At 68.1% G+C, this 14,719-nt stretch carries 15 protein-coding genes; 4 read left to right on the top strand and 11 right to left on the bottom strand.

What is annotated here, in order from left to right; genetic code table 11:
* Positions 1-433: 433 nt before the first annotated feature.
* The 7 genes from tyrS to ACFTS5_RS28450 form a co-directional block, all read right to left on the bottom strand.
* Positions 434-1,720, bottom strand: a complete 1,287-nt coding sequence (gene tyrS, locus ACFTS5_RS28420; RefSeq protein ID WP_378636846.1) for a tyrosine--tRNA ligase — start codon at positions 1,718-1,720, stop codon at positions 434-436.
* Between the two features lie 28 nt (positions 1,721-1,748).
* The gene (locus ACFTS5_RS28425; RefSeq protein WP_378636849.1) at positions 1,749-2,597 is read right to left on the bottom strand and encodes an alpha/beta fold hydrolase; all 849 of its coding nucleotides are present in this window, start codon (positions 2,595-2,597) and stop codon (positions 1,749-1,751) included.
* A gap of 188 nt (positions 2,598-2,785) precedes the next feature.
* A complete protein-coding gene (locus ACFTS5_RS28430; RefSeq protein ID WP_378636851.1) occupies positions 2,786-3,211 on the bottom strand; it encodes a DoxX family protein in 426 nt (141 codons plus the stop codon).
* A gap of 108 nt (positions 3,212-3,319) precedes the next feature.
* The gene (locus ACFTS5_RS28435; protein ID WP_378636854.1) at positions 3,320-3,928 is read right to left on the bottom strand and encodes a DNA-3-methyladenine glycosylase; all 609 of its coding nucleotides are present in this window, start codon (positions 3,926-3,928) and stop codon (positions 3,320-3,322) included.
* An 84-nt stretch (positions 3,929-4,012) separates the two neighbouring features.
* A complete protein-coding gene (locus tag ACFTS5_RS28440) occupies positions 4,013-4,513 on the bottom strand; it encodes a low temperature requirement protein A (RefSeq protein ID WP_378636857.1) in 501 nt (166 codons plus the stop codon).
* 19 nt (positions 4,514-4,532) lie between these two features.
* Positions 4,533-5,423 (bottom strand): RNA polymerase sigma-70 factor, encoded by an 891-nt coding sequence (locus ACFTS5_RS28445; protein WP_378636859.1) that lies wholly within the window; start codon positions 5,421-5,423, stop codon positions 4,533-4,535.
* Between the two features lie 77 nt (positions 5,424-5,500).
* Entirely contained in the window at positions 5,501-6,679 is a 1,179-nt protein-coding gene (locus tag ACFTS5_RS28450) for an NAD(P)/FAD-dependent oxidoreductase (RefSeq protein ID WP_378636861.1), read from the bottom strand.
* A gap of 187 nt (positions 6,680-6,866) precedes the next feature.
* On the opposite strand from ACFTS5_RS28450, the gene ACFTS5_RS28455 reads away from it, so the two are divergent.
* The 4 genes from ACFTS5_RS28455 to ACFTS5_RS28470 all read left to right on the top strand — a co-directional run bounded on the left by ACFTS5_RS28455 (position 6,867) and on the right by ACFTS5_RS28470 (position 10,612).
* Entirely contained in the window at positions 6,867-8,381 is a 1,515-nt protein-coding gene (locus ACFTS5_RS28455; protein WP_378636863.1) for a multicopper oxidase family protein, read from the top strand.
* A gap of 72 nt (positions 8,382-8,453) precedes the next feature.
* Positions 8,454-9,188 carry an ABC transporter ATP-binding protein gene (locus tag ACFTS5_RS28460; RefSeq protein ID WP_378636865.1) on the top strand — a complete coding sequence of 245 codons (735 nt, stop codon included), beginning with the start codon at positions 8,454-8,456 and terminating at the stop codon, positions 9,186-9,188.
* Entirely contained in the window at positions 9,185-9,946 is a 762-nt protein-coding gene (locus ACFTS5_RS28465) for an ABC transporter permease (RefSeq protein WP_378636868.1), read from the top strand. Before ACFTS5_RS28460 ends, ACFTS5_RS28465 begins: the two co-directional genes overlap by 4 nt.
* 30 nt (positions 9,947-9,976) lie before the next feature.
* Positions 9,977-10,612 carry a TetR family transcriptional regulator gene (locus tag ACFTS5_RS28470; RefSeq protein ID WP_378636871.1) on the top strand — a complete coding sequence of 212 codons (636 nt, stop codon included), beginning with the start codon at positions 9,977-9,979 and terminating at the stop codon, positions 10,610-10,612.
* 1 nt (position 10,613) lies between these two features.
* On the opposite strand, the gene ACFTS5_RS28475 is transcribed toward ACFTS5_RS28470, so the two are convergent.
* The 4 genes from ACFTS5_RS28475 to ACFTS5_RS28490 all read right to left on the bottom strand — a co-directional run bounded on the left by ACFTS5_RS28475 (position 10,614) and on the right by ACFTS5_RS28490 (position 14,381).
* Positions 10,614-11,420, bottom strand: coding sequence for a class I SAM-dependent methyltransferase (locus tag ACFTS5_RS28475; protein WP_378636873.1), 807 nt, complete (start codon positions 11,418-11,420; stop codon positions 10,614-10,616).
* A gap of 97 nt (positions 11,421-11,517) precedes the next feature.
* Positions 11,518-11,742, bottom strand: coding sequence for a Trm112 family protein (locus ACFTS5_RS28480; RefSeq protein WP_378636876.1), 225 nt, complete (start codon positions 11,740-11,742; stop codon positions 11,518-11,520).
* Positions 11,743-11,751: 9 nt separating this feature from the next.
* Positions 11,752-12,189: a GtrA family protein gene (locus ACFTS5_RS28485; protein WP_378636878.1), complete on the bottom strand. Its 438-nt coding sequence runs from the start codon at positions 12,187-12,189 to the stop codon at positions 11,752-11,754.
* On the bottom strand, positions 12,186-14,381 hold the full coding sequence (locus tag ACFTS5_RS28490; RefSeq protein WP_378636881.1) for a hypothetical protein: 2,196 nt from the start codon (positions 14,379-14,381) through the stop codon (positions 12,186-12,188). The genes ACFTS5_RS28485 and ACFTS5_RS28490 overlap by 4 nt, the downstream gene beginning before the upstream one ends.
* Between the last annotated feature and the right edge of the window lie 338 nt (positions 14,382-14,719).

Consider the following 14,719-nt stretch of genomic DNA (forward strand, 5'->3'; position numbering starts at 1 on the left):
CACGACCGGGGGGTACGCGAAGGCTGGAACCAATAATTAATATTGGCACTGACATTCATCGACACACTATTGAGTTCTCAAAGAACACACGCACAAACGGAATGACCGGATCGTTCCGGATCTTCCGAAGGGCAACTGTTCCAGCCTAACCTCACGTCCAGACGAAGTCAATCGTAAGCCTGGTCACAAGATCTTCAGCTCTGTCAGGCGCTTCCCCGTACTACCGCGTTTTCCCTTGGCCCGCCAGCCTCTCGGGCTAGCGTCTCGGCTCCGGGTTGGTGTCCGTGTCGCTCTGACTTCCAATAAGTTACGCGCCGGATAACGCCGCGTCAAATCGCCTGGACAGCACCGGATCTCCGCAGGTCACGGCGGTGCGCTCAGCGCTTGCGCCGGCCTGAATCACACGCATGTGACTCAGGCCTCCGCAACGACGTCAGGCTATCCGATGCACGCCCGCCATGTTCTTCTTTCCGCGCCGCAGCACCAGCCACTCACCGTGCAGGTAGTCGGCATCGGACGGAGTCCACTCGACGTCGCCGACCCGCTGGTTGTTCACCGACGCACCGCCTTCGTTGACCACCCGACGGGCCGCGCCCTTGCTCTCACACAGGCCCGAGGCGACGAGCAGGTCGACGATCGTGTTCGGTTCACCCGGCACCACCTCGGCGACCTTGCCGTCGACCGCGGCTTCGCGCAGCGCGGCGCCGAGCGTGGACAGCGGAAGTTCGCCGAGCTCACCGCGGCCGAACAGGGCGTGGCTGGCCAATTCCGCCGCGCGGGTCTCGGCCTCGCCGTGCACCAGCGTGGTCATCTCCGCTGCCAGGCGCTTCTGCGCCTCGCGGGCGAACGGGCGTTCCGCCGTCGCCTGCTCGAGTTCGTCGAGTTCTTCGCGGCTCAGGAAGGTGAACCAGCGCAGGTAGCGCACGACATCGGCGTCGGCGGTGTTCACGAAGTACTGGTACCAGGCGTAGGGGCTGGTCAGTTCGGGGTCGAGCCACAGGCTGCCGCCGCCGGTGGACTTGCCGAACTTCTTGCCGTCGGCCGAGGTCACCAGCGGCACGGTGAGCGCGTGCACATGCGCACCGTCGACGCGCCGGTTCAGTTCGACACCGGCGATGATGTTGCCCCACTGATCGGAGCCACCGACCTGCAGCGTGCACCCGTGCTCGCGCCGCAGCTGCAGGTAGTCGTTGGCCTGCAGCAGCATGTAGCTGAACTCGGTGTAGGAGATGCCGTCGCCTTCGAGCCGCCGTTTGACGGTGTCGCGGGCGAGCATCACGTTCACCGAGAAGTGCTTGCCGACATCGCGCAGGAAGTCCACGGTCGACAGCGAGCCGGTCCAGTCCATGTTGTTGACGATGACCGCACCGGTCGGCGACTCGTCGAGGTCGACGAACCGCTCGAGCTGGCCCCGGATGCGCTGTGCCCACTCGGCGACGGTGTCGGTCGAGTTCATGGTGCGTTCGCCCACGTCACGCGGGTCGCCGATCATGCCGGTCGCGCCGCCTGCGAGCACGATCGGCCGATGCCCGGCCAGCTGGAAGCGCTTGAGCGCGAGCAGCGGGACGAGGTGGCCGGCGTGCAGGCTTGCGGCGGTCGGGTCGAAGCCGGCATAGAGCGTCAGGGGCGCGGTGGCCGCGGCAGCGCGCAGCTCGTCCAGGTCGGTGGACTGCGCGATCAGGCCGCGCCAGGTCAGTTCGTCGAAGATGTCGCCGGTCACGCTGACCCATCTTTCCGCATGCGGTTCGTCAGTCGCGTGCGCGGGTGAGCCAGGCGAGCAGATCGGCTTCGACCTCGTCGCGGTTGGTTTCGTTGAGGACTTCGTGACGGGCGTCCGCGTAGACCTGGTAGGTGAGGTCGGCGAGGCCCGCGTCACGGTAGCGCTGGACGAGCAGGTCGGACAGGCGGAGCTTGTTGTTGAGCGGGTCCTTGTCGCCGACCATCACGTAGAGGGGCAGGTCGGCGCGCACGGTGCTCGGATCGGACAGCCGCGTCTGGGCGTTGGCCGCGAGCAGGCCCATGTTGGCGTCGTCGATGGCGAAACCGCACCAGGGGTCGGCGTTGTAGGCATCGACCTGGGCTTCGTCGCGACTGATCCAGTCGGCGTCGGTGCGGGTGGGCTGGAACTCCGCGTTGAAGAAGCCGATCAGGTCACCGCCGGCGGCCGCGATCTCGCCGAACAGGCCGTCGACCGCGGTCGTGCCGCTCAGCACCACTTCGTCGACGAGGCCGGAATGGTCGAGCAGGTACTGCTGCACGGCGAAGGAGCCGAGGCTGTGGCCGATCAGGGTGACGGGCAGCCCGGGATGCCGTTCTCGCAGGATCTCGGTGAGCGCGACCTCGTCGGCGACGAGCAGGTTCCAGCCGTCGGGACCCAGGTCGCCCGGTACGGCACCCATGCTGAGCCCGTGCCCGCGGTGGTCGTCGGCGTAGACGGCGAACCCGAGACCGGCCAGTCGTTCGGCGAGGTGGCTGTAGCGGTCGGAATGTTCGCCCATGCCGTGCGCGATCTGCACGACCCGGCGCGGCTCGGTCTCCGTGGGGAGCCAGCTCCGCACGTGGATCGTGGTGCCGTCGCTGCTGGGGAAAGTGAACACGGGCGCTCCTGCTCGTACGGTCTTCTCGACGTGGTCCTCGATCGTCGCACCTGCGATGGAATCGCCCTATTGGGTTCGGCGACGAAATCGGGAGCGCGAGATCAGCTCCGTCACCGAACCCCCCTCGACACGCCGACAATCGCCGGAACCCGATGGCTCCGGCGATTATCGGCGTGTCGAGTGGTGGCTCATCGCACCAGCGCGGTGATGGTGGCGCGGCGTTCGTAGGCGATCCAGGCGAAGATCGCGGCCAGCACCAGCGGGAAGATCCCCATCGCGGGCTTGTCGGCGATGAAAGCCTGTGTCGCCGCGGCGAGCACGGTGAGCACGGACAGACCGGCGGCGGCCAGACCGGACAGGCGCGGGATCATCAGGCCGATTCCGCCCGCCACCTCGACGACTCCGATGAAGATCAGCAGGCCGATCGGGATGGTCAGGTTCTCGGGGGCGTTGTCCATCAACGTGTTCGGGATGACGAGCTTCGGGCCGCCCGAGGCGATGACGAAGAACAGGCCGAGCACGATCTGCAGGGTCCACAGGACGCGGTTGCGGATCTTGCCGGGGCGGTAGTCGGCGGCGTGGGAGAAGTTCGCGGAGGGGGTCGCAGTGGTCATGGTCTCGTCCTTCGAGTCGGTCGCGCCGGGTTGGTAGCGCGTTCAACAGATAGGACGGACCGTCGCCGGAAAACTCATCGCTGTCGGCGAAGTCTGTCGAAATCGCCGCTAGGGCATCGGGGCGCGAGGGCTGCGCCGATAGACCGACACGGCGGGCGAGGCCGGTAGCCAGAACCGCCACGGGATCTCGGCGGCCACGCTGACACCCACTCTGGGACCGGTGGCGATATCGGACTGCGGCACGGGTGGTTCCAGTTGGAGGCGCAGCGCGGAGAACGGGTCGAACAGCTCGGTTCCGTAGTCGGACATGCTGATGCCGAGTGCGCTGCCGACATTGCCCGGCCCCCGCGCCAGATCGGCGTCCCTGCGGGCGGCGGGCCTGCGTTCGCGGGCGAGGTCGATGCCCTCGACCGCTTCCGCCGCACGCACGAGTACCGCACCGGCTTCACCGTCGTAACCACCGGTCACGTTGACACAGAGATGAATTCCGTACGAGCGGTAGACGTAGAGCCGCCCGGCCGGGCCGAACATCACCGCATTGCGGGCCGTCGGCCCCGGCCAGGAGTGTGCGGCCGGATCGGGCCACGGTCCGTCGGGGTCGCTGCCGTAGGCCTCGACTTCCACGATGCGCAGCGCCACCGGACCCGACCACAGGATCGCGCCGAGCAACCTGCGGGCGGCGGTAGGCGGATCGACGGCCAGTTCCTGGGCGGACACGACCGTCATTGTCACCCAGCCGGGCACCCACGCGCGGCATTGCTCCGCCGCGCGTGGCCGAAGGTGCGTCGATGCGATCGGCACTCAGGCGTAGGCGCTGTGCTGCCCGGCGCGCAGGATGCGCCGATCGTCGACGATCACCACCGCGTAAGCGACCGCTACCAGGGCGGCGAGCTGACCCCAAGCGAGCCAGTACACCCCGATCGGAGTGGTGGCGGCGACGGCGAGGGCGCCCAGCAGTCTGCCGCGTGAACCGGACAGGCCGAGCGCGGCCCGGAACCAGGACTGCCCGGCGAAGTAGAGCGCGACGCCGCCGGACAACGCGCCCGCGGCGGCCCAGCCCACCGGTTCGCCGCCGTGCGCGATACTCAGCGCGATACCTGCCGACGTGAGGATGACGCCGACCAGGAGCGGATAGAGCGCGTAGTCGTAGGCGACGAGCGCCGGCCGTACCCGCTCGAGGTCGGGTCGTTCGCCCAGCGCGTGCTCGCCGCGTTCGTCGTCGAATCCGAAGTAGGCCCACCACAGCACGTACGCCAGCGCCAGCCTGGTCCTCGGCCGGACGAGGTAGTCCCGGCGCGACAAGCGGTCAGCGAGGGGTTGCTCAGCCGAGCAGGTCGGTGCCGCGGTACAGCCCGGCCAGCTTGCTGGGGTTGACCTGGAAGCGCAGATTCTGGATGTGTCCGTCGACGAGGTCGAAAGTGAAGGCGGCGCCGGGGTTTCCGGCGAAGGAGGCCAGGGTGCCGAGCTCGCCGTTGATGTCGGCAGCGGTGAGTTCGAAACCCGCGGACTGCGGTTTGGCGAGAACGCCCAGGATCCAGCGGGCGACGTGGTCGGGGCCGTGCAGGGGGCGGCGGGCGGCGGTGACCACGCCGCCGCCGTCGGACCAGCACGTGACGTCGGGAGCGAGCAGGTCCATCAGGGCGTTGAGGTCGCCGCCTGCGCAGGCGGCCATGAACTGTGCGGTGATCTGGGCGCGGGCGGCCTTGTCGGTATCGAACCGCGGGCGGCGCGAGTGGACGTGGTTCTTCGCGCGGTGCGCGATCTGGCGCACGCTCGCCTCGGACCGTTCGAGGGCTTCGGCGATCTCGGCGTGCGAGTAACCGAACACTTCGCGCAGCAGGAACACCGCGCGTTCGACGGGGGTGAGGGTTTCCAGCACGACGAGCATGGCGGTGGAGACGGTGTCGGCCAATTCGGTGTCCTCGGCGATATCGGGCGATGTCAGGACCGGCTCGGGAAGCCAAGGGCCGACATAGCTTTCGCGGGTCGCGCGGGCGGAGGTGAGCCGGTTCAGCGAGAGATTGGTGACCGTGCGGACCAGGTAGGCCTTGGGGTGGGTGACCGCGGCGTGGTCGGTGTCGTTCCACTTGAGCCAGGTGTCCTGCAGGACGTCCTCGGCGTCGGTGACCGTACCGAGCATGCGGTAAGCGGTCGCGAACAGCAGGCGGCGGTGTTCGAGAAACGGATCCTGATCGGACATACGATCTACCATGTCGCACGCTCCGTCACGGTGGCGAATCGGTGGGCGCCGAGCAGACTCGGCGCCCGATCGGCGACGGTGCCGGCTGTTCACGCGAGGGCGCGAGTTGCCTTGCCGCCCTTGGACAATTGCACGTTCATGGTCATCTTCCTGCTGGCCTTGAACGTCGGAACGGGGCTGCTGCTGACCAGCTCCTTGTAGATGCGTGCGGCCCAGCCGGTGAGGTAGAGGCGGCGCGGGGTGTCATCGGCGTTGGTGAACTGGATGACCGCGTCGCGGCGGCCCAGGCTGACCGGCTGGTGGAAGTACCCGAAGCGGAACGGCCGCACCGTCTTGCCGCGCAGTTCGGCGGCGATCAGGTCGGCGGTGTAGGCGGCGGTGGGCAGACCGCTCTGGCAGGTACCGTGCACGTGCCCCCACCCCTGGCGGACGGCGGCCGCGTCGCCGATGGCGTGAATCATGGGGTGCGAGATCGACTTCAGTGTCGGGTCCACGACGATGAGGCCACGCGCGTCGGTCTCGATCCCCGCCTCGGCGGCCAGCGGCGAGACCCGCACGCCGGTGGTCCACAGCGTGAGGTCGGCGCCGATCACCGTGCCGTCGGCGAGTTCGACCGCGTCGGGCTGCACCTTGGCGACGCGCACGCCGATCTCGCGGACGATGCCGAGCCGGTCCATCGCCTCGTTCAGGTGGGCGCGGGCTTTGTCGCCCATCATCGCGCCCGGCTCGCCCGAGCTGATCAGGGTGACGCGCAGACCGGGGTGGCTTTCCGCGATCTCGGTCGCGGCTTCGATACCGGTGAGTCCGCCACCGCACACGGCGACGGCGGCACCCCGAGCCGCGAGGGTGGTCAGTTTGCCCGCGAATTCGTGGGCGAGGCGCGGGTCGTCGAGGGTGAAGGCGTGGTCGGCGACGCCGGGCACCAGGGTCGTCTCGGCGGTGCTGCCGAGGGCGTAGATCAGCTCGTCGTAGACGAGTTCGCCGACACCGTCGACGTGGACGCGCTGCGCGGTGGGGTCGATCGCGGTGACCCAGCCCTGCACGAATTCGACGCCGGTACCGTCGAGGATTTCCGGGATGTCGTGGTGGGCGAGTTCCTGACCGGCGGCGATCTGGTGCATCCGCAGCCGCTCGGTGAAGCGGGCCGACGGATTGACCAGGGTGATCGCCACAGCCAGTTTTCTGGTGCGCCGGGCCAGGCGGATCGCGGCCAGCATGCCGGTGTAGCCGGCGCCGAGGACGACGATGCGGTGCGTAGTGGTGGTCATTGCGGTACTCCTGTCGGTGGGATGTTCATGGGACAAAGCAGCTCGCCCGAACGTGACGGCCCGGCATTGTGATCCACCTCACATACTCCTGACCTGCGGGAAACCCTGAAATCCGCGACCGGAAATCGGGGTCGAACCGGGGACGCACCCGGATGTGGCGGCGGGTGCGCGTCCCTACCGTCGATGCATGGCTTCTCCCCCACATCGGCTACGCCGCATCCTGCTCGGCGCGTGCGCCCTCGTCGTCACCCTGGTCACCGCGATCGGCGCCGGGGTGGCGTGGACCTGGAGCTCCGCCGACATCTCGACGGTCGGCACCACGGAATTCACTCGGCCACTGCGCATCCCGCCGCTGGCGGATTCGACTGTCGACTCGACCGGAACACGGGTGTTCGCCCTCGATATGCGCACCGGGACAACCACATTCGAGCCCGGACGCGCCACCGAAACGTGGGGCTTCAACGGCAGCTACCTCGGCCCCACCGTGCGTGCGGCCCGCGGCGAACGCGTGCGAGTCCAGGTGCGCAACCAGCTCCCCGAGGCCTCGACAGTGCACTGGCACGGCATGCACCTCCCCGCCGCCATGGACGGCGGGCCGCACCAGATGGTCGACCCCGGTGCGACATGGACACCGGAATGGACTGTGGATCAACCGGCTTCGACTCTCTGGTATCACCCGCACCCGCACGGCGCGACCGAGGACCATGTGCGCCGCGGCCTGGCGGGCCTGTTCCTCATCGATGACGCACCGAGTGCGGAACTGCCGCTGCCCAACACCTACGGCGTGGACGACATCCCGGTGATCGTGCAGGACATGCGTCTGCGCGGTAGCCGCCTCGACGGGGCGCACGCGATCTTTCGTGACATCGGCTTCCTCGGCGATCGCACCATGGTCAACGGCACCCTGTCCCCCTACCAGGAGGTCGGGGACGAACTGGTGCGGCTGCGCCTGCTCAATGCCTCGACCGCGCGGATCTACACCTTCGCCTTCGACGACGCCCGCTCGTTCGCGATGATCGGTTCCGACGGTGGCCTGCTCGAACGCCCCACCACCCTCGATCACCTCCGCCTCTCACCCGGCGAACGCGCGGAGATCGTGGTGCGGATGCGGCCCGGTGAGCGCACTGTGCTGCGCAGCGAGGAACTCGCTGCGGGTCTCGATTTCTGGTCGAACCGGTTCTCGGGCGGTGACGACACGTTCGATGTGCTCGAACTGCGCGCCGCGTCGACCTTGCGCCCCTCCGCCGCCTTACCGGAAAGCCTTGTGCCGCTGTCGATTCCCGAGGGAACCGACTCCGTCACGCAACGGCGCTTCGACCTGAACCTGGCCGGTATCAACGGCGAGCGCATGGACATGAGCCGCATCGACACCACGGTCACCCGGGGCACCACCGAGACCTGGGTCGTGCGCAACGTCGACGGCATGCCGCACAACTTTCACGTCCACGATGTGCAGTTCCGGGTGCTCGATTACGACGGCGGCCCGCCCCCGCCCGAGCTGACCGGCGCCAAGGACACCATCTTCCTGCCACCGAATACGGCGACGACGCTGGCTCTACGGTTCGACGGGCCCGCCGATCCGACGACGCCGTACATGTATCACTGCCATCTGCTGTGGCACGAGGATGTCGGGATGATGGGCCAGTTCACCGTCGTCGAACCAGGTCAGCAGGCCGTGACACCCCCTGGACACGCCCACTGACCTTGCCACACAGACACGATCGCGCTAAATTCATCACGTAGTGAATTCAACACTCGATGAATTGAGGCGACCATGTCGCGCACCGCACCGCCACCGATCGCCGTCCAGGTCGTGGACCTGACCGTCACACGCGGAAAACGCCCCGTCCTGCACGGCCTCACCCTCGACATCCCGCGCGGCTCGATCACCGGTCTGCTCGGTCCGTCCGGTTGCGGGAAGACCACCCTGCTGCGCAGCATCGTGGGAACGCAGCTGGTGGAATCGGGCACCGTCACCGTGCTCGGCGAACCCGCGGGCAGCGCCGGGCTGCGCCGCCGGGTCGGTTATGTCACCCAGGCGCCGAGCATCTACGCCGACATCAGCGTCCGCGACAACGTGGCGTACTACGCCGCGCTCTACGGCCGCGACCACGACGACACCGAATCCGCGCTCGTCGCAGTCGGTTTGGGCGATCACGCGGATCAGCTCGGCGACCAGCTCTCGGGTGGCCAGAAGACCAGGGCGTCGCTGGCGTGCGCGCTCGTGGGCAAGCCGGAACTCCTGGTGCTCGACGAACCCACGGTCGGCCTCGATCCGGTGTTGCGGGTGGAGCTGTGGAAGCAGTTCCGTGAATTGGCCGCGGCGGGAACGACTCTGCTCGTGTCGAGTCACGTGATGGACGAAGCCGAGCACTGCGACAAGCTGCTGCTGATGCGCGAGGGCAACCTGCTCGCCCAGCTCAGCCCGGACGAACTGCGCGAGCGCACCGACGAACAGAACCTCGAGGCCGCTTTCCTGACCTTGATCACGATGGGAGAGCACGCATGACCACCCTGCGCCCCTACACCGCCACGACCGCCCGGATCCTGCGGCAACTGCGCAACGATCACCGCACCGTCGCCATGATCCTGGTGGTTCCCGCCCTGCTGATGACGCTGCTGTACTTCATCTACCAGGACGCACCGCGCCCGCCGCACGCCCCGCTGACGATGTTCGACCGGGTCGGCATCACGATGCTCGGAATCCTGCCGTTCATCGTGATGTTCCTGATCACCGCGATCGCGATGCAGCGCGAACGCACATCGGGAACCCTCGAACGGCTGCTCACCACTCCGCTGAGCAAGCTCGACCTGCTCGCCGGGTACGGCAGCGCGTTCTCCCTCGCCGCCGCCGCGCAGGCCGCGGTCGCCTGCGTGGTCGCGTTCTGGCTGCTCGGGTTGTCCGCGGCGGGTAGTCCGGGCTGGGTCATGCTGATCGCGATGGTCGACGCGGTGTGCGGCGTCGGGCTCGGCCTGCTGGCGAGTGCGTTCGCGCGCACCGAATTCCAGGCCGTGCAGTTCATGCCGGTGATCGTCGCACCGCAGATCTTCCTGTGCGGGCTGCTGGTACCGCGCGACCGGCTGCCCGGCTGGCTCGAGGCGATCAGCAATGTGATGCCGTTGAGCTATGCGGTCGACGCGCTCCAGCAGGTGTCGGTTCACGCGGAGCCGACAGCCGCGATGTGGCGCGATATCGCCGTCGTCGCCGGGTTCGCGGTGGTGGCGCTCGGACTCGCCGCGGCTACTCTGCGTCGACGCACCCCGTAGCGAACAAAGACCCCGACGAGAGGATCCATGATGAGTGACGGCGAATCCGGTGCCGGCACAGCGAAATCCGGGCGCACCGGCCGCAGGCCGGGCAACGCCGACACCAAACTGGCGATCCTCGACGCGGCGCGGGTCCGGTTCGCCGGCGCCGGATTCGACAAGACCTCGATCCGCGCGATCGCGGCCGATGCCGATGTCGACCCGGCGCTGGTGCACCACTATTTCGGCAACAAGCAGCAGCTGTTCGCCGCCGCGGTGGATTTCCCGGTCGACCCGGACACCACGCTCAACGCCGTCGACGCCGCACCGATCGACGAACTCGGCGCGACGATCGTGCGCGCGGTCGTCACGGTGTGGGACTCCCCCGCCGGACCCGGCATCGTGGCCATGGTCCGCAGCATCTTCGCGGGCGGCGATCAGAATCTCGCGCGCACGTTCCTGCTCCAGGTGGTGCTGGAACGGGTCCGGGTGCGCATCGCCACCGCCGACGACGACGGTCGTGCCAGGGTCGCCCTGGCCGCGTCCCAGATGATCGGGGTGTTGACCGCCCGCAAGATCATCGCGCTGGAGCCGCTGGCCTCGATGCCGATCGATGCGGTGGTCGATGCCGTCGGCCCGGTGATCCAGCGCTACCTGACCGGTGACATCGATACCGGCAGTTGGTGATTCAGCGCGAAGCCGTCCGCACGATCGCCGGCGGCACATCGCGCAGGAACGGCAGCGCACCGAAGATCGGCAGGGTCGCGGCCAGCGGACCGTGCGAGGGACCGTAGGAGCTCACCGTCACCTCGCCGACCGCTGGACTCCACGACCGCAGCAGCGCCGCGATCTTGCTGCGCTCGATCCCCCACGGCATCGGCGGCGCCGTGTAGTCCGGCGTCTTACGGAACCCGCGCACGGTCTTGCGGGAGAACCACGGCGGGATCGTGTCGAACATCAGCTCCGCGCCGGGCAATCGTTCCAGAATCGCGGTGACCAGGCGGCGCACGTCGTCGGGCTCGAAGTACATCAACAGCCCCTGTACCGTGACGAAGACACCGCGCTCGGGGTCGACGTGGTCGAGCCAGGTCAGATCCAGCGCACTGATCGGCAGATACTCACACCTCGGCGTCGGCGGCAGGAATCGCGTGCGGATCTCGATCGCCTCGGGCACATCGACGCACAACCATCGCACCGCGCCGTCATCGCACCGCTGGAACTGGGTCTCGAGCCCGGCGGCCAGTTCCACCACGGTTCCGCCGGGATGCGCGGCCAGCCACGGCCGCAGGGCCTCGTCGAAGCGGGCAGAGCGCACAGCGTGGGTGCCATCGGGCTCGCCGAAGGTCCGCGCGTAGTCGAAATCGATGGTGTCGTAGAGGCGTTCGCAGTCCGGATCGGTCAGGACCGCGTCGGCGCGCTTCACCTCCGAACCACGGTTGTGCAGGGTCCACAGCATGGTCAGCGGAATGCCGCTCAATGCGACGTCTTCAGCCATCGGACGCACTCTTCCTGATCGGGTCAGCACCTCAGCACGAACTAAGGTAAGCCTAACTCCGATTCGGGAGCAGTGGGAAAGCTACCGAATGGGCCGATCAGGATTCGGCGACGAAGAATTCGTGCTCGGCGTCGGAGACGTCGCGGGCCTCGTCGATCAGCAGTACCGGGATGCCGTTGTCGATCGGGTACGCGCGACGCAGACGCGGGTTGTAGAGCACGCTCACATCGGCTTCGGTGCGCACCAGCTGCAATGGGCCCTTGTCCTGGGGGCAGGCCAGCAGGCCGAGCAGGGTTGCGTCGATGGTGGATTCGTGCGCCATGTGCCTAACCTACCGCGCCCGGCGGAACGAGATGTAGCGGTGTCCGAAGAAGCTCAGGACCGCCACCAGACCCATGACGATCACCGAGGCGGGAGCGGCGGGAAACCCGAGGCCGGTGACCGCCAGCTCCACCAGGATCACGTTGAGCACCAGGCCACCGGCGTTCACCCCACAGAACGCGAGAAAGTCGCGCAGGAGATGGCCGTGAACGCGGAACACCAGCGTGCGATGCAACACGAACGCGACCACCGTGCTCACCGCGTAGGCAGCGACAACAGCCACACCGGGCCTGCCGTCGCCGAGCACCTGGAGCCAGAAGACGACGAGCGCCATGCCGAGCAGGGTGTTGAACCCGCCGACGATCGCGAACGCCAGCTCCTGACGTTTCACGATCCGCAGCAGCGGGCCCGGTGTCTCGAGCACGCCGCCCGCCGCCTCGGCGATCATCGCAGCGCGTCCGCGAGCGCGGTGTCGTCGTCGGCGATCGACTCCGCTGCCGGGGCGTCCAGCTCCTCGTCGTCGGGCTTACGCCCACGCACGTACAGCCACTGGAACACCGCGAGTCCGAGCAGTCCGAGGCCGATCGCGGCGCCGCCGATCTTCCAGCCCGGCGGACGCCAGGTCAGCTCGAGGTCGCCGTTCTTCGTCCCGGCCGGGATGTCGACCGCGACGAAACTCTTCGCGACGACCTTGAACGGAATGTCCTTGCCGTCGAGGCTCACCCGGTAGCCGGGCCAGCCCAGACGCGCGAACACCACGCGACCACCGGACTGGGAGCTCACGGTGACCCGGCTCGTCGTATCGCTTTCCGAGGTCGAGACCGCGGTGGCGTTCTCGACCGCCGAGATCCGGCCGTTACGGGTGGAGATCAGCCCGTCCGCACGTTCGAGGACCGAGATGTAGTTCTCGTGGCCGGGGTAGTCGACCCATTTCCACCCGTCGGGCGCGGGCTCGGTCCGCGCGGCCGGGTAGAGCGCGCGTTGCAGCACCACCCGGTCGATGTTCATCAGGTCGACGACTGTTTTGCCCGTCGACGGCTCGACCGCGAACGCGCGGCGGTAGGCGTCGGGGCACACGCTGGTGTCCCAGCGCATGCAGAGCATGTCGCCGAACCAGAAGTGACCGTTCGGGGTGTAGCCGCTGACATAGGTGCGCTCGATGTCCTTGGCGTAGTTGCCGAACACCAGCGAGCCATAGGCGCCGTCGAGGGTGCGCTCCCCCGGTTGGATCAGCGCGCGGTCGCCGAGCTGCAGCGTGGTCCCCGCGAATTCCGGGAACGCCGATCGGGCCGCGGCCCGATCGCTGGGCAGATTCCAGCTCATCGGCGTCGGCTGTGCCCGTTCCACCTGGACATAGGCGATCGGGGACACCGCGATGATCGCCAGCGCGACCGCCGCGGAGATCCCCTTGTTCACCGCAAGCCACACCAGTGCGGCCCCGAGCGCGGCGATGGCCAGCGCGGCGATCACATGCGCGATCCAGTTGTGCGGGTCGGCGGAGAACGAGCGCACCCACAGCAGCCCGATCAGCACGGCCGCCGCGATCCCCCGCGCACGCCAGTCCTTGAAGGTCGCGAACCGCCCGAGCAGCACGCACACCAGCAGCAGCAGACCCAGCGCCACCATCGGCAGCACGCGGGCGGGCCAGCGCAGTGGGCCGATCGTGCCGGGTCCGGCCGTCCACATCAGCGCCGCGATCGCGAACAGCCCGATGCCGCTGAGCTCACGCCAGGCCGCGCGCGCCTTACCCCAGTCGATGAACGCCAGGGCCGGAATCAGGAACCAGGCGATGTAGACCACCGGCAGTGGCTGGACGTAACCCCACCACGAGGTGAAGGCGGGCAGGGTCGAGGGCAGGCTCGCGTTCAGCGATTCCGACCACGGCACAGTGAGGAACATGTCGTTGTTGATCTGGGCGGTGCCACGCCAGGTGACCTTCGCCGAGAGCATGCTCGGCAGATAGGTGGCCGCTCCGGCCAGTGCCGCCAGCCCCGCCACCGTCAGCAGTTTCAGCGACGGGCGCCAGGTCCGCTGGTAGATCAGCTCACCGACCGCGACCGCGCCGATCATCAGACCGGCTTCCACCGCCGGGAAGATGTACTGCACCGAGATCGCCAGGTAGAGATACACGAACACGGGGATCGGCCCGCCGCGACCACGCGAGTAGCGCACGCCCGACGCCCACGCGTGCACCATCCACGCGGTGCCGGTGAAGGCGGTCATCCAGCTGGCCTCGTCGAAGAACAGCAGCCAGCCGGTGAACGGAATCGAGACCCCGGCCAGCGCCGCCCACTGCACCCGCGAGCCGTAGGCCAGGCAGATCCGGTAGACGCCGAGGCCGAGGATGATCGCGAAGATCAGCTTCACCACGGTCGCGTACAGCACCAGGTTGTCCACCGACGGCGCGATGAGATCGATCAGCAGCTGCGGCGGATTCAGCAGCCCGGCTTCCTCGATCGAGTAGTTTCCGGCCATCCAGTGCTCGGGCACCATCACCGGCAGATCACCGTTGCGCAGCCGGTTGCCGAGCATCACCCACAGCGGGACGTACTGGGATTCGGTGTCGTCGGTATAGAAGTGCCGAACGTTGGCGAGGAGAACCGCACCATAGCCCGCGATCACTCCGAGGGAGGTGATCAAGCCCCAGATATAGACGGACCGACGGGACGGGGTTCTACTTTCCACCACGAGGACCAGACCCTACAGGCACACGGCCCGACTGGCACCGTCGCACAGCGGGATCGCTTCCACCGACGTGTCACGCGCCGGTGTTAAAGTGCGCTCACTGTTGGGTCAATACCTCCGAAACACCGAAAGTGTCCGCGATGCCGATTCCGTCCGCACCTTTGTCCAGGCCCGACACTGTCGTGGGGGGGGGGGGGGGGCGGGGGGGGGGGGGGGGGCGGGGGGGGGGGGGGGGGGTGGGGGGGGGGGGGGTGTGGGGGGGGGGGGGGATAGAGGGGCGGGGCGGGGGGGAG

Source organism: Nocardia sp. NPDC056952 (assembly GCF_042674185.1).
Taxonomy (GTDB): Bacteria; Actinomycetota; Actinomycetes; order Mycobacteriales; family Mycobacteriaceae; genus Nocardia.

Excerpts from the sequence above, each read along its gene's own strand:
- ACFTS5_RS28430 (WP_378636851.1), bottom strand. The coding sequence starts at position 3,211 with ATGACCACTGCGACCCCCTCCGCGAACTTCTCCCACGCCGCCGACTAC.
- ACFTS5_RS28445 (WP_378636859.1), bottom strand. The coding sequence starts at position 5,423 with ATGGTAGATCGTATGTCCGATCAGGATCCGTTTCTCGAACACCGCCGC.
- ACFTS5_RS28450 (WP_378636861.1), bottom strand. The coding sequence starts at position 6,679 with ATGACCACCACTACGCACCGCATCGTCGTCCTCGGCGCCGGCTACACC.
- ACFTS5_RS28455 (WP_378636863.1), top strand. The coding sequence starts at position 6,867 with ATGGCTTCTCCCCCACATCGGCTACGCCGCATCCTGCTCGGCGCGTGC.
- ACFTS5_RS28460 (WP_378636865.1), top strand. The coding sequence starts at position 8,454 with ATGTCGCGCACCGCACCGCCACCGATCGCCGTCCAGGTCGTGGACCTG.
- ACFTS5_RS28465 (WP_378636868.1), top strand. The coding sequence starts at position 9,185 with ATGACCACCCTGCGCCCCTACACCGCCACGACCGCCCGGATCCTGCGG.
- ACFTS5_RS28470 (WP_378636871.1), top strand. The coding sequence starts at position 9,977 with ATGAGTGACGGCGAATCCGGTGCCGGCACAGCGAAATCCGGGCGCACC.
- ACFTS5_RS28475 (WP_378636873.1), bottom strand. The coding sequence starts at position 11,420 with ATGGCTGAAGACGTCGCATTGAGCGGCATTCCGCTGACCATGCTGTGG.
- ACFTS5_RS28480 (WP_378636876.1), bottom strand. The coding sequence starts at position 11,742 with ATGGCGCACGAATCCACCATCGACGCAACCCTGCTCGGCCTGCTGGCC.
- ACFTS5_RS28485 (WP_378636878.1), bottom strand. The coding sequence starts at position 12,189 with ATGATCGCCGAGGCGGCGGGCGGCGTGCTCGAGACACCGGGCCCGCTG.